The organism is Streptomyces sp. NPDC047841, assembly GCF_040704085.1.
GTDB classification, from domain to species: domain Bacteria; phylum Actinomycetota; class Actinomycetes; order Streptomycetales; family Streptomycetaceae; genus Streptomyces; species Streptomyces argyrophylli.
Genome location: NZ_JBEYRP010000012.1, coordinates 322577 through 338858, shown reverse-complemented (window position 1 = coordinate 338858; position 16282 = coordinate 322577). Strand labels below are relative to the sequence as shown.

The 16282-nt window shown below is 73.6% G+C and carries 16 protein-coding genes; 10 read left to right on the top strand and 6 right to left on the bottom strand.

The window, feature by feature from the left end:
* Positions 1-192: 192 nt before the first annotated feature.
* Both AB0947_RS22300 and AB0947_RS22295 read right to left on the bottom strand, forming a co-directional pair.
* Positions 193-660: an ATP-binding protein gene (locus tag AB0947_RS22300; protein ID WP_366752073.1), complete on the bottom strand. Its 468-nt coding sequence runs from the start codon at positions 658-660 to the stop codon at positions 193-195.
* 286 nt (positions 661-946) lie between these two features.
* Positions 947-1963, bottom strand: coding sequence for a heavy metal transporter (locus AB0947_RS22295; RefSeq protein ID WP_366752072.1), 1017 nt, complete (start codon positions 1961-1963; stop codon positions 947-949).
* 105 nt (positions 1964-2068) lie between these two features.
* On the opposite strand from AB0947_RS22295, the gene dapE reads away from it, so the two are divergent.
* Together dapE and AB0947_RS22285 are read left to right on the top strand one after the other, a co-directional pair.
* On the top strand, positions 2069-3148 hold the full coding sequence (gene dapE / locus AB0947_RS22290; RefSeq protein ID WP_366752071.1) for a succinyl-diaminopimelate desuccinylase: 1080 nt from the start codon (positions 2069-2071) through the stop codon (positions 3146-3148).
* 106 nt (positions 3149-3254) lie between these two features.
* Positions 3255-4013 carry a TIGR00730 family Rossman fold protein gene (locus AB0947_RS22285; RefSeq protein WP_366752070.1) on the top strand — a complete coding sequence of 253 codons (759 nt, stop codon included), beginning with the start codon at positions 3255-3257 and terminating at the stop codon, positions 4011-4013.
* 75 nt (positions 4014-4088) lie between these two features.
* On the opposite strand, the gene folP is transcribed toward AB0947_RS22285, so the two are convergent.
* Positions 4089-4949, bottom strand: coding sequence for a dihydropteroate synthase (gene folP, locus AB0947_RS22280; protein ID WP_366752069.1), 861 nt, complete (start codon positions 4947-4949; stop codon positions 4089-4091).
* Between the two features lie 139 nt (positions 4950-5088).
* Here folP and AB0947_RS22275 point away from each other — a divergent pair, with 139 nt between their 5' ends.
* Together AB0947_RS22275 and AB0947_RS22270 are read left to right on the top strand one after the other, a co-directional pair.
* The gene (locus tag AB0947_RS22275) at positions 5089-5454 is read left to right on the top strand and encodes a DivIVA domain-containing protein (RefSeq protein WP_366752068.1); all 366 of its coding nucleotides are present in this window, start codon (positions 5089-5091) and stop codon (positions 5452-5454) included.
* Entirely contained in the window at positions 5451-6038 is a 588-nt protein-coding gene (locus AB0947_RS22270) for a DNA-3-methyladenine glycosylase I (protein WP_366752067.1), read from the top strand. Before AB0947_RS22275 ends, AB0947_RS22270 begins: the two co-directional genes overlap by 4 nt.
* 1 nt (position 6039) lies before the next feature.
* On the opposite strand, the gene AB0947_RS22265 is transcribed toward AB0947_RS22270, so the two are convergent.
* Complete coding sequence (locus AB0947_RS22265; protein WP_366752066.1) at positions 6040-6843, bottom strand: enoyl-CoA hydratase-related protein; 804 nt, start codon at positions 6841-6843, stop codon at positions 6040-6042.
* A 371-nt stretch (positions 6844-7214) separates the two neighbouring features.
* Here AB0947_RS22265 and AB0947_RS22260 point away from each other — a divergent pair, with 371 nt between their 5' ends.
* Positions 7215-7382, top strand: coding sequence for a DUF3117 domain-containing protein (locus AB0947_RS22260; RefSeq protein ID WP_018544333.1), 168 nt, complete (start codon positions 7215-7217; stop codon positions 7380-7382).
* 82 nt (positions 7383-7464) lie between these two features.
* On the opposite strand, the gene AB0947_RS22255 is transcribed toward AB0947_RS22260, so the two are convergent.
* Positions 7465-8163, bottom strand: coding sequence for an O-methyltransferase (locus tag AB0947_RS22255; RefSeq protein ID WP_078611812.1), 699 nt, complete (start codon positions 8161-8163; stop codon positions 7465-7467).
* 234 nt (positions 8164-8397) lie between these two features.
* Here AB0947_RS22255 and sigE point away from each other — a divergent pair, with 234 nt between their 5' ends.
* From sigE to AB0947_RS22230, 5 genes are all read left to right on the top strand, one after another.
* Positions 8398-9114 (top strand): RNA polymerase sigma factor SigE, encoded by a 717-nt coding sequence (gene sigE / locus AB0947_RS22250; protein WP_366752065.1) that lies wholly within the window; start codon positions 8398-8400, stop codon positions 9112-9114.
* The gene (locus tag AB0947_RS22245; RefSeq protein ID WP_366752064.1) at positions 9111-10148 is read left to right on the top strand and encodes a zf-HC2 domain-containing protein; all 1038 of its coding nucleotides are present in this window, start codon (positions 9111-9113) and stop codon (positions 10146-10148) included. The genes sigE and AB0947_RS22245 overlap by 4 nt, the downstream gene beginning before the upstream one ends.
* 60 nt (positions 10149-10208) lie before the next feature.
* Entirely contained in the window at positions 10209-12143 is a 1935-nt protein-coding gene (locus tag AB0947_RS22240; protein ID WP_366752063.1) for a trypsin-like peptidase domain-containing protein, read from the top strand.
* A gap of 84 nt (positions 12144-12227) precedes the next feature.
* Positions 12228-12674 (top strand): sec-independent translocase, encoded by a 447-nt coding sequence (locus AB0947_RS22235; RefSeq protein WP_366752062.1) that lies wholly within the window; start codon positions 12228-12230, stop codon positions 12672-12674.
* A gap of 248 nt (positions 12675-12922) precedes the next feature.
* Positions 12923-13588 carry a hypothetical protein gene (locus AB0947_RS22230; RefSeq protein ID WP_366752061.1) on the top strand — a complete coding sequence of 222 codons (666 nt, stop codon included), beginning with the start codon at positions 12923-12925 and terminating at the stop codon, positions 13586-13588.
* Between the two features lie 44 nt (positions 13589-13632).
* Here AB0947_RS22230 and AB0947_RS22225 read toward each other — a convergent pair whose 3' ends face one another.
* Positions 13633-16254, bottom strand: coding sequence for a DUF6185 family protein (locus tag AB0947_RS22225; protein WP_366752060.1), 2622 nt, complete (start codon positions 16252-16254; stop codon positions 13633-13635).
* Positions 16255-16282 lie beyond the last annotated feature (28 nt).

The window sequence follows — 16282 nt, the reverse complement described above, 5'->3', positions numbered from 1 at the left end:
CGGTGCGGCGAGTGGGGGCACCTCCCACGCCGTTGAGGCAGTGGGGGAGCGTGCATGGCGTCGCGCGGCAGACGCGAATTGTCAGACAGGCCCTAGCCCGCCGGTGCTCCGTCCCGGCGTCGTGCCGGTGCGCAACGCAGACGGGGCCCGGGAGGGGAGACCCGGACCCCGTCGGCGTGCACAGCCCGGCGCTCAGCCGCCCAGCGGCAGACCCTTGGTCGGCAGGGAGGACGTCGGCAGGGACGACGTCGGCAGCCCGCCCTTGGTGAGGGAGTCCGTCGGCAGCCCGCCCTTCGTCGCACCGGAGGCCGCGTCGCCCAGGACACCGCCCGCCGTCCCGGCCGCGTCGCCCGCGGCCCTCTGCGCCGCCGGAGCCGCCTTCTTCACGGCACCGCCGCCGGTCTTGCCCGCGGCCGGCACCGCCTGCTCGACCGCCTTGCCGCCCGTGCGGCCCGCGACCGAGGTGACGCTCTGCGCGGCACCGTCGACGGTGTTGCCGACGTGCGCGCCGTCCAGGGCGGTCAGACCGCCCAGGTTCGGGGTGGCCGCCGGCAGATTCGTGGCCGCTCCGGCGGAGCCGGCCGCACCGACCCCGGCGGCCGCTCCCGCTGCGACAAGCAGCGCGGCACGGGCGATCCGGCGGGTCAGGGGGAGGGACATGATGCTCCATTCGACGGGAGAGAACGGTGTCGGTGTCCGAGCCCGTCTGCGGCTCGGACGCCGTGACTACCGCTCGAAGCCCGCGAAGGTTGCGGACGCCCCCGGTAAAGAATGGATAACGCGTCGCATTATCAGGTGTGGATAAAAACGGGCAAACGGCTTCCGCCGGAGATCGTGCAGAATCCTTCCCGCCCTTGATTCCCAGGGGTTTCCGAGACGGGTGCGCCGCCCGCCCGCACCGTCGTGCGCCCCGGCGCCGCACAACCCGCCGGAGTGATCGCCCGTACTACTGTCCGGCCACGATCCGCACCGCGCCCACGGACGTCTCCCCGGACGTCCCCGCGGAGCCCTCCGCGCCCCCGGCCCCGTCCGGCGCGGCCGTCCGCCACTCGTCGCTGTCGCTCCCCGCGGTCCACACCCGGCCCGCGTACGCCACCCGCTCGATGTGCAGCGCCGAGGAGTTGGCGACCGCCCACTGCGCCAGCTGCCAGCCCCGCTCCCGCTCGCCGCGCCCGGTGGCGTCCGTCCTCGCCCCCTCCGGCACCGGAACCGTCACCGTCCGCCCGCGCGCGGACGCGGTCACGCTCGGCGACGGGGACGGCGACGGCACGGGCGTCCCGCCCACCACCGCGCCGGTCTCCTGGAGCGCGTCCCGCCCGAAGTCCCGTACCAGCGCGGCCCGCACCGCGTCCGGACCGGTCGCCGAGGCCGTGCGCCGCGGGCGTCCGTCGCAGGTCAGCGTGGCCGCCGCCCGCCCGGTCAGGGCCGCCGCCAGCAGCGTGGCGTCCTGCTCGTGCTTGGCGTACGCCTCCGGGTAGCCGCTGCGCTGCACCCGCTGCGCGGCCACCGTCAGCGGCAGGCCGGTGTAGTCCGGCACCCTGGCCAGGTGCGCGTAGAAGATGCCCGCCGCGTAGGCCGGGTCCATGATCTGCCGCTCGGTGCCCCAGCCCTGCGAGGGCCGCTGCTGGAACAGGCCCAGCGAGTCCCGGTCGCCGTGCTCGATGTTGCGCAGCCCCGACTCCTGGATGGCGGTCGCCAGCGCGATCGTCACGGCCCGCTCGGGCATCCCGCGCCCGGTGCCGACGGCGGCGATCGTCGCCGCGTTCGCCGCCTGCTCGGGCGTGAACTCGTACGACTCACCGTCGTCCGAGGCCGAGACCACCGTGCAGCCGCGCGCACCGCCGCCTCCGGTGACGTACTGCACCACGAGGTACGCGGCGACACCGCACAGGACCAACAGGGCTGCGGCGTAACGGAAGAGGCGCCCGCGGCGCTTGGGACGGGTGGGGGACGGCTCTGACACGCGTACAAGGTACTGGAGCCCCCCGGGCCCCTCACGCGGGGTCCGCACGACCGTGCCGTCCCGCGCGCCCCGGGCCCCGGCGGGCGGCGCGCTAGGGTCGTGACCATGGCCGACACCTCGCTTGACCTCACGCTGGACGCCGCCGCGCTCACCGCGCGGCTCGTGGACTTCCCCTCCGAGAGCGGCACCGAGAAGCCGCTCGCGGACGCCGTCGAGGCCGCGCTGCGCGACCTGCCGCACCTGACGGTGGACCGCTACGGCAACAACGTGATCGCCCGGACGGACCTGGGCCGCGCCGAGCGCGTCATCCTCGCCGGGCACATCGACACCGTGCCGATCGCGGACAACGTGCCCTCGCGGCTCGACGCGGACGGGGTGCTGTGGGGCTGCGGCACCTGCGACATGAAGTCGGGCGTGGCGGTGCAGCTGCGCATCGCGGCCACCGTCCCCGCCCCCAACCGCGACCTGACCTTCGTCTTCTACGACAACGAGGAGGTCGCCGCCGACCTCAACGGTCTGAAGCACGTCGCCGAGGCCCACCCGGAGTGGCTGGCGGGCGACTTCGCGGTCCTGCTGGAGCCCTCCGACGGCGAGGTGGAGGGCGGCTGCCAGGGCACGCTGCGGATGCTGCTGAGGACAAAGGGCGAGCGGGCCCACTCGGCGCGCGGCTGGATGGGCTCCAACGCCATCCACGCGGCGGCCCCCGTCCTGGCCCGGCTGGCCTCCTACGAGCCGCGCCGGCCGGTCATCGACGGGCTGGAGTACCGCGAGGGCCTGAACGCGGTGGGCATCAGCGGGGGAGTGGCCGGGAACGTCATCCCGGACGAGTGCGTGGTCACGGTCAACTTCCGGTACGCCCCCGACCGCACCGAGGAGGAGGCCGTCGCGCACGTCCACGAGGTGTTCGCGGACTGCGGGGTGGAGGAGTTCGTGGTGGACGACCACAGCCCCGGCGCGCTGCCCGGCCTCTCCCAGCCGGCCGCCGCCGCCTTCATCGAGGCGGTGGGCGGCACCCCGCGGCCCAAGTACGGCTGGACCGACGTGTCCCGCTTCTCCGCGCTCGGCATCCCCGCGGTCAACTACGGCCCCGGCAACCCGCACCTGGCGCACAAGCGGGACGAGCGCGTGGAGACCGCGAAGATCCTCGCGGGCGAGGAACGGCTGCGGAACTGGCTCACCGCGTAGCCCGCCCGGGACGCGCCACCGCACGCCGGACACGCCCGGGTCCCCCCGCCGTAACCCGCGTAGATCTAGTCTGAGGTCGAACTACCGGCAAGCGGAGGGAGCGCACATGCCTACCGGCAATCCCGAGGGGAAGAAGCAGCCGCCGGACGAGCAGCGGCTGGGACCGGTCCTCCGACGGCGGGGCCAGGTGACGGCCAGCACCACCGACCAGCGGCTGCTGGACGAGCGCGCCCCCACGGACTGGGTCCACACCGACCCCTGGCGGGTGCTGCGGATCCAGTCGGAGTTCATCGAGGGCTTCGGCACGCTCGCCGAACTCCCGCCCGCCATCAGCGTGTTCGGCTCGGCGCGGACCCCGGTGGACTCGGCGGAGTACGACGCGGGCGTGCGGCTCGGGCGGGGGCTGGTGCAGGCCGGCTGGGCGGTCATCACGGGCGGTGGCCCGGGAGCGATGGAGGCGGCCAACAAGGGCGCCTGCGAGGCGGGCGGCGTCTCGGTCGGCCTCGGCATCGAGCTTCCCTTCGAGCAGGGGCTCAACCCCTATGTCGACATCGGCCTGAACTTCCGCTACTTCTTCGTCCGCAAGATGATGTTCGTGAAGTACGCGCAGGGCTTCGTGGTCCTCCCCGGCGGCCTCGGCACCCTCGACGAGCTCTTCGAGGCGCTGACGCTGGTCCAGACCCAGAAGGTCACCCGGTTCCCGATCGTCCTGTTCGGCAGCGCGTACTGGGGCGGCCTGGTGGACTGGCTGAAGAACACGCTGGTGGCCCAGGGCAAGGCGTCGCAGCAGGACCTCCTGCTGTTCCACGTGACGGACGAGGTGGACGAGGCGGTGTCCCTGGTCTCCAAGGAGGCGGCCCGCTAAGCGCCGGCACCGGAGGGCCGAGGGGAGCGTCCGCCCGCCTCGGCCCCCCGGCCGGTCAGGCCGGCCTCCCGCCGGTCAGGCCAGGCCCCGGCGCGCCACGGCGGGGACCCGGTGGCCGGCGATGGACGCCACCATCTCCAGCACCTGACGGGTCTCGGCCACCTCGTGCACCCGGTACACCTGCGCCCCCAGCCACGCGGAGACGGCGGTCGTCGCCAGCGTGCCGATCAGCCGTTCCTTCACCGGCCGGTCCAGCGTCTCCCCGACGAAGTCCTTGTTGGACAGCGACACCAGCACCGGCCACCCCGTGGCCACCATCTCGTCCAGCCGCCGCGTCGCCTCCAGGCTGTGCCGGGTGTTCTTCCCGAAGTCGTGCCCGGGATCGATCAGCACCGACTCGCGCGGCACCCCGAGCGCGACCGCCCGCTCCGCCAGCCCCACGGTCACGTCCAGGATGTCGGCCACGACGTCGTCGTACGTCACCCGGTGCGGACGCGTACGCGGCTGCGCGCCCCCGGCGTGCGTGCACACCAGCCCCACCCCGTAGCGGGCCGCGACCTCCGCGAGGCCCGGGTCGACCCCGCCCCACGCGTCGTTCAGCAGGTCCGCGCCGGCCTCGCACACGGCCTCGCCGACCTCGGCCCGCCAGGTGTCCACGCTGATGACCACGTCGGGGAAGCGCCGCCGCACCTCCGCGACGAAACCGACCGTCCGGCGCGCCTCCTCCTGCGCCGTGACCTCTTCGCCGGGCCCGGCCTTGACCCCGCCGATGTCGATGATCGCGGCGCCCTCGGCCACCGCCTGCTCCACACGTGCGAGGGCCGGCTCGTCGCGGAAGGTGGCTCCCCGGTCGTAGAAGGAGTCCGGCGTCCGGTTCACGATCGCCATGATCACCGGCTCGTGCGGCCCGAATTCCCGCCTGCCCAGCCTGAGCATCCGCTGTGACCTCTCCTAGTACGTTCCGCAGTACGGCCGCCTGCGACCCTAACTGTCAGACTCGCATGGCACGATCGGACCCTGACAGTTTCGGCTTCCGGCACAGCGTCCGGTGAACGAGCGTGGGGACCCTACGGCGATGGTGATGTTCTTGTTCCTGGTCGTCGCGCTGGCCGTCGTGGTCGCCGCGGTGACCCTGGCCGTGGTGGGCGGCGGGGAGAGCGCCCCGCTGCCCGAGGCGGCGCCCGAGCGGCTCCAGGACCCCCTCCCCGCGGACCGCCCGGTGGGCCGCGCGGACGTGGAGGGCCTGCGCTTCCCCCTCGCCCCGCGCGGCTACCGCATGGCCGACGTCGACGACGCGCTCGGCCGGCTCGCCGCGGAACTGGCGGAGCGGGACGCCCGCATCGCCGACCTGGAGTCCGCACTGGCCGGCGCGAGAGCCGCAGCGGCGCACGCGCACCCCGCACAGCCGGACCGGAGCGAGGGCCCGGAGGAGCAGCGATGACCACCCAAGCGGCCGTTCCCGGGCCGGACGGCGCCCTGCGCTGTCCCTGGGCCCTGTCCACCGTCGACTACGTGGCGTACCACGACGAGGAGTGGGGCCGCCCGGTCCACGGCGACGACGCCCTGTTCGAGCGGCTCAGCCTGGAGGCCTTCCAGTCGGGCCTGTCCTGGATCACGATCCTGCGCCGCCGCCCGGGCTTCCGCGCGGCCTTCGCCGGCTTCCGCATCGAGAAGGTCGCCGCCTTCACCGAGACCGACCGCGACCGCCTGCTCACCGACCCCGGCATCATCCGCAACCGGGCCAAGATCGACGCCACCCTCGCCAACGCCCGCGTCCTCGCCGACTGGCCGACGGGCGAGCTGGACGAGCTGATCTGGTCCCACGCCCCCGACCCGGCCACCCGCCCGGCCCCGAAGACCCTCGCGGACGTCCCGGCGGTGACCCCGGAGTCGACGGCGCTCTCCAAGGCCCTGAAGAAGCGGGGGCTCAGATTCGTGGGCCCGACGACGGCGTACGCGCTGATGCAGGCGTGCGGCCTGGTCGACGACCACCTGGAGACGTGCGTGGCCAGGAGCGCCCGCTGAGTCACCGGCCCAGGTACTTCGGCTTCTCCTTGTTCACGAACGCCTGGACGGCGATGGCGTGATCCTCGGACCGGCCCGCCCGGGTCTGGAGCTCGTCCTCCTTCTCCAGCGTCTCGGCGAGGGAGTGGGTCAGCCCGAAGGCCACCGCCTCCTTGATCGCCGCGTACGCCACCGTCGGCCCCGAGGCCAGCGCCCGCGCCACCTTCCCGGCCTCCGCGCGCAGCTCGGCGGAGGGGACGACCCGGTTGGCGATCCCCAGCTCCAGCGCGTCCTGCGCGCTGATGCTGCGCGGGAAGAGCAGCAGGTCGGCGGCGCGGCTCGGGCCGATCACCCGGGGCAGCGTCCAGGAGATCCCGGAGTCGGCGGTGAGGGCCACACCGGCGAACGACGTGTTGAAGGAGGCGCTGTCCGCCACCAGCCGGTAGTCCGCGGCGAGCGCGAAGCCGAACCCGGCGCCCGCCGCCACGCCGTTCACCGCCGCGACCACCGGCTTCGGCGCTCCGGCGAGCGCCCGCACGATCGGGTTGTAGTGCTCTCTGACCGTGGTCATCGTCTGCCCGGACCCGGTCTCCCGGTCACTGGCCAGCAGCCCGATGTGCTCCTTGAGGTCCTGGCCCACGCAGAACGCCCGGTCCCCGGCGGCGGTCAGCAGGATCGCCCGCACGGCCGTGTCCCCGGCCGCCGTTTCCGCCGCCTCCCGGAGGGCGGCCTTGGTCGCGATGTTCAGCGCGTTCATCGCCTCCGGGCGGTTCAGCGTGATCGTCGCGAGTCCGTCGCTGACCTCGTAGAGCACGGTGTCGGCCATGGCGCATCCCCTCTGCTTCGCGGCTGGTGACGTACCGCTCAGTACGTCCATGTCTGAGGACAGCATGGCGGAGATCGCCGTCCGAGGGCCGGACCGGTCGTGTGACCTGCGTCAAAGAAAACCGGAGCGGAAGCCGTCGGCGGATCTTCGTGCGGGGGCGCAGTATCGCAGCCACATCGCCGAATTGGGTGGTTTTGCTCGCGCGCGTTGCCCAAGCGATGCCGACCGATGTTGGTCATCGGGTCCTGCGATGCGGGATAATGGCCTGGAAGCAATGTGTTCGATGCCGGTGTCGCGTGTCCGTTCCGGATGGCGGGTGCCCCGTGGGGCCGTCGGCAGACGATGAGCTGGTTTCAGGAAGGGGAACGAGCATGGCGGCCATGAAGCCGCGGACGGGTGATGGCCCGCTCGAGGTGACCAAGGAGGGGCGGGGCATCGTCATGCGCGTTCCGCTCGAAGGCGGCGGTCGACTCGTCGTCGAGCTGACCCCTGACGAGGCCGAGGCGCTCGGCGACGCCCTGAAGAAGGTCGTCGTCTGACGCCCCAGCGATCAGTCCTTCCGGCTGCCCCGGCATCGTACGCGGTGCCGGGGCAGCCGCGTTCCCGCACCCCGCCGGGGCCTCAGCGCTTGACGGCGCACAGCAGGCCGTCGCCCACCGGCAGCAGCGAGGGGACCAGTTCCTGGCTCTCCCGCACGGTGCGCAGCAGCTCGCGCAGCCGCAGCACCTCGGTGGGCTGCGGCCCGGAGTCGACCGTACGGCCGTTGGCGAACACGCCCTCGAACACCACCAGGCCGCCCGGCCGCAGCAGACGCAACGATTCAGCGAGGTAGTCCGGGTACTCCAGGCGGTCCCCGTCGCAGAAGACGAGGTCGTAGCCGGCGTCCGCGAGGCGCGGGAGCACGTCCAGCGCGCGGCCGGGGATGAACCGGGCCCGGTTGCTGGCGAAGCCGCAGACGCGGAAGGCCTGCCGGGCGAACTGCTGGTGCTCCGGCTCCGGGTCCACCGTGGTGAGCACCCCGTCCGGCCGCATCCCGTGCAGCAGATGGATGCCGGAGACCCCGCAGCCCGTGCCGATCTCCGCGACCGCCTTCGCGTCCACGGAGGCGGCGAGCAGTCGCAGCGCGGCGCCCGTGCTGGGCGACACCGAGCGCAGCCCTGCCTCGCGGGCCCGGTCGCGGGCCCAGCGCAGCGCTTCGTCCTCGGCGACAAAGGCGTCGGCGAACGCCCAGCTCGTCTGCCGGTTGCCGGTAATGACCCTCTCCTGTCCCCGTGGTTGCCTGGGCGTGACTGTATCCGTTGGCGTCGGGAACCCGCAGATGGGACCGGGCGTTTAGAAGGATGAGCCGGTGACCGGGGACGCGACGGGGGGCGAGAGGTGGGACAGGACGCCGAGCAACTGCTGACGCAGCCGCATGAGCCGTATCAGCGTGTATCAAATTCTCGTAAAACCGCTTATCCGGAGCTAACGGGCGAGGTGGCTATGGTAGGGGCTCCACTGGACACCACCAGAGCCGACAGGGGAGGTGCGGCTGCGCCCGGGGACCGGGGTGGAGTGCTGCGGCGCTTCCTCGGGTCGGCGGGCAGGCCGAAATCCGTGACCGACACCGCTGCCGACAGCCACGCCGCCGGCCTCGCCACGGGCGAGACCCAGACCGCGACCTTCGCCACCGACGCGGACGCGCAGGCGTGGACTCCGCCCGCGTGGGAGGAGATCGTCAGCACACACAGCGGCCGGGTCTACCGGCTCGCCTACCGCCTGACGGGCAACCAGCACGACGCCGAGGACCTCACCCAGGAGGTCTTCGTCCGGGTCTTCCGCTCCCTGTCGACGTACTCGCCGGGCACCTTCGAGGGCTGGCTGCACCGCATCACCACGAACCTCTTCCTGGACATGGTCCGGCGCAAGCAGCGCATCCGCTTCGACGCCCTCGGCGAGGACGCCGCCGACCGCCTGGCCAGCCGGGAGCCCACCCCGCAGCAGCTCTTCAACGACGCCCACTTCGACGCCGACGTCCAGCAGGCCCTCGACACCCTCGCGCCCGAGTTCCGCGCCGCCGTCGTCCTGTGCGACATCGAGGGCCTGTCGTACGAGGAGATCGCCGCGACCCTCGGCGTGAAGCTCGGCACGGTCCGCTCCCGCATCCACCGCGGCCGCTCCCAGCTCCGCAAGGCCCTCGCGCACCGCTCGCCGGAGGCCCGCGCGGCCGAGCGGCGCTCCTTCCTGACTCCCCGTGTCCCCGCTCTGGGGGGAGGGGGCGCGACCGCGTGAGTGGATCTCGGCCGAAACCTGTCGAGGAGGCGCGCCTCGCAGAGCAGCACCTGGGAGACCGGCTCTCCGCCCTCGTGGACGGAGAGCTCGGTCATGAGACGCGTGAGCGCGTCCTCGCGCACCTGGCGACCTGCGCCCGGTGCAAGGCGGAGGCGGACGCCCAGCGCGCGCTGAAGAACGTGTTCGCGGAGGCGGCCCCGCCCCCGCCCTCGGCGAGCTTCCTGGCCCGCCTCCAGGGCCTTCCCGGGGGAGGTGACCCGGACGGCGGCGGCACGCCGTCACCCGGGGGCGGACTCCTCGGCGGCGGCACCCCCGCCGCACCGTCCGACGACCCCGGGCCGTTCGGCGTGAGCCGCGGCGAGCGTCTCCCGTTCGGCTACGTCCCCGCCCGTGCCCCCGGCTTCCTCCCGGCCCGCACGGACCGCGTCGCCGCGCCCGAGGACCGGGGCTTCCGCATCCACCCCGTCGGCCGCACCGACGACGGCCGCTCCGCCTCGCGCGGACTGCGGTTCGCGTTCGCCGCCGCCGGTGCGGTGTCGCTGGCCGCGGTCGCCCTCGGCGGCGTGACCAGCTCCCTCCCCGGCGACCTGACCACGGACGCCCGCGGCGGCACCGGCGCCGGCAGCAACGTGACCCCGGCCCGCCCGGCCGGCACCGGCGCGGGCGGAGGCGCGGCCACCCCGGACACCCAGCGCCGGCGCCAGGTGGGGCCGCTGCTCGGCCAGGCCGGCGCGCTGCTCGCGCCGGCCCCGGCGCCGACCACCCTGTCCGCGCCGCTGCTCCCCGGAGGCCCGGCCCCGGCCGCCGGGCAGGACCGAACCGAGCCGGTGCGCCCCGTCACCGCGCCGATGCTGGCCGGTGTGGCCGCCGTCTCCCCGCTGATACGCAAGCTCGACGAGACCGTGCCCCTGCCGCTCGCCGACTGGCCCACCGCCCCCGCGGTCACCGGCTCCGGCCTGCTGTCCGCCCCCGTCCCCGACACCACCCCCGCTCCCACCGCCCCCGCTCCCGCCGTGCCCCACCAGTCCCCCTGACGGGCCACTGCGCCCGGGCCCGCGAACCTGGTTGAATCCTGTGAGACCGCTCCCGCGGCGATGACCCGGGGGCGGTGGACGACGTTCCGAGGCCGCGGCAGCGCGCGGTCGCGGCCCAGCCGTGGGGAGAGCATGAACGAGGGGAACCGTGTCCCGCCGGTGAACGGACCGGAGGGAGCGGCGGGGCCGGCACCGGCCGGCCGGACCGGGGCGCCCGGGGGCGCCGTACCGGAAGCCACCGGGTCCGACGGCGACTTCGAACTGGCCAGGCCGACGCGGCCACCGGCGGCCGCGGACGGAGAGGGAACCCACGGCACCGGCACCGAGGGAGCCGTCCGGGGCGAGACCGGGGGAGGAACAGGGCCGGCCATCCGGGGAGACGCCGAAGGAGACGGCCGGGGAGATGCCGGTGGCGACGGCCGGAGTGATGCCGGTGGCGAATCCCGGGAAGGCGCCGGCGGAGACACCCGTGGAGAGCGAGGAGGCGTCGGTGGCGACGCCGTAGCGGCCGGGGAGACCTCCTGGGCGGCCCCCTCCGAGCGGCCCAGGCCGCTGCACGACCCCGACCCGTACGGCACCCCGCCGTACGGCCGGCCCGGCCCCTGGGCGCCCGCACCGCCGGTGCAGCATCCGGCGGCGACCCCGGCGCACGGAACGGCCGTGTCCGCGCCCACGGCCGCGCCCACGCCCGTAGCGCCTACGCCGCACCTGGCCGCCCCCGCACCGGCCCCTACCGCCCCCGTCCCTCCCGGCACCGCCGCGCAGGGGGCCGACCCCTGGGGCCGGTACGACCCCTGGGCCGCCGGTTCCGCCACCGAGCAGGCGCCGGCCCGGGGGCCGCTCCAGCAGACCGGTGAGCCCGTGCCGACGGAGCAGCAGCGCAAGAGGAGCGCGCGGCGCCTGCTGTTCGCGTGGACCCTGGTCGTCGCCCTGATCTCCGCGGGCGTCGGCGGAGTCGCCGGCGCCTATGTCCAGCGCGAGGGCCTCGGCGACGGCGTACGGCTGCCGCAGGCCGGGAGCGTGCCGGCCGGCCGGGCGCCGGACAGCGTGGCCGGCATCGCGGCCCGCGCCCTGCCCAGCGTGGTCACGCTGCACGTCCGGGGGGCCGACGAGGCGGGCACCGGCACGGGCTTCGTCCTCGACGCCCAGGGGCACATCCTCACCAACAACCACGTGGTCGAGCCCGCCGGGACGGGCGGCGAGATATCCGTGACGTTCAGCAGCGGTGACACCGTCAAGGCTAGGGTCGTCGGCCGGGACAGCGGCTACGACCTCGCCGTGGTCCAGGTGCGCGGCGTCCACGGGCTCACCCCGCTGCCCCTCGGCAACTCCGACGACGTCCAGGTCGGCGACCCGGTCGTCGCCATCGGCGCCCCCTTCGACCTCGCCAACACGGTCACCTCCGGGATCATCAGCGCCAAGGAGCGGCCGATCACCGCCGGCGGGGAGAAGAGCGACGGCAGCGATGTGTCGTACGTCGACGCGCTGCAGACCGACGCCCCCATCAACCCGGGCAACTCCGGCGGTCCGCTGCTCGACTCCCGGGCCCAGGTCATCGGCATCAACTCCGCCATCCGCTCCGCCGGCGGCGGTTCCGAGGCCGAGGGCGGCCAGGCCGGGTCCATCGGGCTCGGCTTCGCCATACCCGTCAACCAGGCCAAACGCGTCGCCGAGGAACTGATCGACGACGGCCGCGCCACGCACCCCGTCATCGGCGTCACCCTCGACATGGGCTACACCGGCGACGGCGCCCGTGTCGACAGCAAGAGCGCGAACGGCGGTCCCGCCGTCACCCGGGGCGGACCCGGCGAGCGGGCCGGGCTCAAGGCGGGCGACGTCATCACCGCGGTCGGCGGTGAGCGCGTCCACACCGGTGAGGAACTGATCGTCAAGATCCGCGCCCACCGGCCGGGGGACCGGCTGCGGCTGACGGTCGAGCGGGACGGCGGCGAGCGGGAGGTGTCACTCGTGCTGGGCGTGTCGGAGCAGAACTGACAGAAGTCTCACCTTGGGACGGTACCGGTCGGACAGGAACGCCGGGTACCGTTGAGCGACCGAGGACATCGCAAGGAGCGTCAGGTGTTCAATGACATAGGACCACTGGAGCTGGTGACGATCATCGTGCTCGCCGTGCTCGTCTTCGGTCCGGACAAGCTCCCGAAGGTCATCCAGGACGTGATGCGCACGATCCGGAAGATCCGCGAGTTCTCGGAGAGCGCCAAGCAGGACATCCGTTCCGAACTGGGTCCCGAGTTCAAGGACTTCGAGTTCGAGGATCTGAACCCCAAGACGTTCCTCCGCAAGCAGCTGGACAACGACGAGCTGGGGCTCAAGGAGATCCGCAACGGCTTCGACCTGAAGAAGGAGATGGCGGAGGTCACGGACGCGGTCCACGGCCGCGACGGTTCGTCCTCCACGTCGTCCTCCTCGCCCTCGCCGTCCTCCGGCGGGCGCGTGGACATGACCAAGAAGCCCGAGACCCCCGGGGACGACGAGCGCCCGCCCTTCGACGCGGACGCCACGTAGCTGCGTCCGCCGGCGCTCCCGCCCGCCGACACGCGCGCGTCCGTACGCCGCGCACGTGACGCGTTTCATAGCGCACGCCCGTCGCACACGACCTGAACAGGCCGTACGCGCGACCCACGCGCCAGCGCCTGCCCTGCTGCCTTCGGCGGTGTGGATATGCTGCCGAGTTGTTGTGCGGACCGGACGCGTACGCCCGAATGGGGGGCGGGCCACCCCGGTCCGACGAGAGCGAGGAGGCGTCCGGGCAGATGGAGACGACTAGTCGGGTGGGCGCGCAGGTGCCGGCCGGGGAGGGCGGACAGCAACTCCCCTCCGGTGGGCGTACGGTCGACGGTTACCTGCGGGCGCCCTTCCCGTGGTACGGGCTCGACGAGGCGTTCACGGGGCCGCGCTGGCTGATGCAGGTCGGTACGGCCGCCGACGGCGCCGTCGAGCACGGCTCGATCGGGCACGGCGACGAGCCCTCGGTGCGGGGCGAGACCGGTTCCGCCGGCGAGCCCCGGGAGAAGTTCGCGGTCGTGGTCACCGTCGCCGCACAGCCGTCCCGGCGGAGCGCCGACGGCACGGGACTGCTGGAGGCCACCTCGGTGTCCTCGGCGGCATGGCTGGCCGGGGTGGGGCTGCTGTCGTTCACCTGGCCCGGGCAGATGGACCACAGTCTGCGGGACGACTGGCTGGACCAGCAGACGGAGACGGCGTGGGCCCTGGCCGACGACTTGGAGGGCCCGGAGTGGTCCCGGCTCTCCCTGCCCGTGGACGGCGTGTCCGCCTCGTTCCACTACCGGGAGTCCGAGTACGGCTGGGTCCTGGCCGGCACCACGGAGTCGGGGGTCCACCTGGGCGCGTACGGCCGGGGAATGAGCGCGTACGGCCTCGGCTTCTCGGTCATCAAGGACATCGCGGCCTACGCCTGACGGGCCGGGCCCGGGTGTGCCGCCGCCCGGGCCGGCCCGTGCGTTCAGCGGGTCAGGCTCTTGAAGATCGTCACGATGGCCACGAACTGGGCCAGGATCCAGGTGACCCCCACGGACAAGCCGCGTAGCTGGTGGATGGAGACCAGCAGGGCGAAACCGCTGGGCCAGTACTTCCGCTCCCTCCGGAACGTCGCCAGGTCCATCCAGACGCTGGTGAGCGTCAGGATGGCGAGGAGCAGCGCGGCGTACAGGAGGAGCTGGCGGGGGTCGGTGTCCATGAGGTGGATGAGCGCGGCGGCCAGCACCGCCGGGAAGCCGTAGGCGGCCGTGAGGAGCCAGGCCCGCCCCTGGCTGCGGTGCCCGGGCAGCAGGCGCCACAGCGCCCCCAGCGTGAAGCCGGCGACCGCCCACCCCAGCTGGTAGAGGACCAGGTCCGCGATGAACTCCGGGAGGCCGATGGGGGAGTACAGGGCCTGCTGCCGGGCGTAGGCGTCCTGCGCCTGGTAGTAGACGAGCAGCGCGGTGGCCGGCGTCCCGAACCAGAACGCCAGACGGGCCGCGCGGACCGCGTTGGACCACCAGTGCCCTTCAGGTCCCCAGGCCAGCGCGAGGTCCAGCACCGAGATCTGCTCCGGTGGGTCGTCCCCCTCGTACGCGGTGACCACCCACTGGTGCAGCTCGTTCAGTTTCTCCTCCAACTGCTCGCAGGTCACCTGGCCGGCGTGACCCTGGTCCAGCAGGTGCATCTGGTGGTTCGCGGTGCGGTACTGGCGGGCCTTCTCCAGCAGTTCGTTCCTGTCCTGCTCGCCGCGCAGCCGCTCCCCGCGCCAGTGCTCCCCCATCCGGCTCAGCACGGACCACCGCCGCCCCAGGGCGAGAAGGGCGTACAGGGCGAGGATGTTCAGGCCCAGCCAGACGCCGTACAGCGCGCCGGCGCCCGCGAACCTCGCGGCCCGGACGCCGACGAAGAAGGCGAACAGCGAGACGGTCAGCAGGAGATCCGGCCTGCTCGGCCCCAGCGGGAACCGCTCGTGTCCCTGGCGGCCGGGTGTCCCGGGCGGTCTGCTGCGGAAGCGCAGCAGAGCCAGCAGGGCGATCCCCGTCAGCACCCAGCTGTAGGCGTAGAGCCATCTCAGGTCCGTGTAGAAGAAGTTGGCGAACATCTGGCTCAGGGCCGCGTTGTGAGCAGCGGGGTCGGGCTGCTCGACGAGCCAGTTGACGCGTTCCCAGCGCCGTTCGTTCACCCACCAGGCGCACGCGAGGAGCACCACGGCGACGCCGGCCAGCACGCTTCCGGCCACGGCCACGCACCGGACCGGGTCGTCGTCCCAGCACCTGGTCCAGCGCCGCCCGCGCAGCAGTCCTCCTTCGCGCACGAAGCGCCAGGCCCAGGCGGCCATCGCGGCCAGCCACAACCACACGGTCACCAGTCCCAGCAGGGCGAGCCCGAAGCGGCCGAAGGCGGTCGTCGTCCTCGCCCCCAGGCTCCCGGGAAGCCCGAAGACATCGTGGGCCAGGATCACCAGCAGGCCGGTGCCCGCCACCGCACACGTGGTCGCCATGACGGCCAGTGCCTGACGACGCCGGCTGTCCGCCGGCCGGGCCGGCGCGTCCGGGCCGGCGCCCGCCGGGGTCCGTGACGCGGCCGGGCTCCACGGGCGGGCGGCGAAGACGAGGGCCACGCCCGCGGGGATGCACAGAAGGGCGTGCGACCGGGGGGAGAACCGGCCCTGCGGGACGAACAGGAGCAGTGCCAGAGCGACCCCCGCGCTCAGACCGGCCCACTCCAGCAGCGTGCGCGTGAAGCTGACGTCCTGTCCGGAGCCGGTGTCCGGGGCGTCCGCCGTGGACGGCCGGGCCTCCTCCTCCGGTGCCGGCCGCCGTGCCGCGCCGCGCCCGGTGGCTTGCTCGGCGGGCTCGGCACGCAGTGCGGCCACGGCGATCAGGATCGAGGCGCACACCCACCACGAGGCGATGCCCGCGGTGGCCCAGAGCGACTGACCGAGCTCCATCGGCAGCAGGCGCTGCCAGGGTGGATCGACCTCCACCTGCACCTCTTCGGGCAGCTTGTCCTCCCACACCAGGTGGGTCCCGGTGGAGAACGACGCGTGTTCCACGAGGTCGTTGAAACTGAGGCCGCCCAGATCGACCTCGATCCGCTCCCACCGGGCGGTGTGGAGCGTCGGCGGCCACAGGTAGATCATCCACGTCCGTCCCGTGGGGATGACCTGCCAGGGGCCCACGAGGACGGGGTTTGCCGACGTGATCCAGTTGTAGGCGACGTAGTGCACCGTGACCGCGGCGTCGGTGGCGGTCACCACCGGGTCGTGGGGGCGCCATTCGCTCCGGCCCCCGGGGGCCTCGTCCCCGAGCAGCAGGCACCGCATCGCCTGGCGGTACTGCGGGGACTCCTCACCGAACGTCAGATGCCTGGCGTGCGGCCACTGTCGGGGCACCCGTACCGTCATGTCGGACGTGAGCAGGGGAGTCGAGCGCTTGTGCTGCTCCAGCCGCAGGGTGGCGCTGACGGTGCTTCCCCTGAGGCCGTCCGCCATGCAGCCGGTACCGGCATCGCGCTGCCGTGCCTGGGCCGGACCGCACCCCCCGGCCCATGCCGCCAGCACCAGGAGCGGCAGCAGCAGCCGCCACCACCGAGTCATCGCCATGGGGCCGCCACCTCTCCCTGTCCCGGCG

Excerpts from the sequence above, each read along its gene's own strand:
- AB0947_RS22300 (WP_366752073.1), bottom strand. The coding sequence starts at position 660 with ATGTCCCTCCCCCTGACCCGCCGGATCGCCCGTGCCGCGCTGCTTGTC.
- dapE (WP_366752071.1), top strand. The coding sequence starts at position 2,069 with ATGGCCGACACCTCGCTTGACCTCACGCTGGACGCCGCCGCGCTCACC.
- AB0947_RS22285 (WP_366752070.1), top strand. The coding sequence starts at position 3,255 with ATGCCTACCGGCAATCCCGAGGGGAAGAAGCAGCCGCCGGACGAGCAG.
- folP (WP_366752069.1), bottom strand. The coding sequence starts at position 4,949 with ATGCTCAGGCTGGGCAGGCGGGAATTCGGGCCGCACGAGCCGGTGATC.
- AB0947_RS22275 (WP_366752068.1), top strand. The coding sequence starts at position 5,089 with ATGGTGATGTTCTTGTTCCTGGTCGTCGCGCTGGCCGTCGTGGTCGCC.
- AB0947_RS22270 (WP_366752067.1), top strand. The coding sequence starts at position 5,451 with ATGACCACCCAAGCGGCCGTTCCCGGGCCGGACGGCGCCCTGCGCTGT.
- AB0947_RS22265 (WP_366752066.1), bottom strand. The coding sequence starts at position 6,843 with ATGGCCGACACCGTGCTCTACGAGGTCAGCGACGGACTCGCGACGATC.
- AB0947_RS22260 (WP_018544333.1), top strand. The coding sequence starts at position 7,215 with ATGGCGGCCATGAAGCCGCGGACGGGTGATGGCCCGCTCGAGGTGACC.
- AB0947_RS22240 (WP_366752063.1), top strand. The coding sequence starts at position 10,209 with ATGACCCGGGGGCGGTGGACGACGTTCCGAGGCCGCGGCAGCGCGCGG.
- AB0947_RS22230 (WP_366752061.1), top strand. The coding sequence starts at position 12,923 with ATGGAGACGACTAGTCGGGTGGGCGCGCAGGTGCCGGCCGGGGAGGGC.
- AB0947_RS22225 (WP_366752060.1), bottom strand. The coding sequence starts at position 16,254 with ATGGCGATGACTCGGTGGTGGCGGCTGCTGCTGCCGCTCCTGGTGCTG.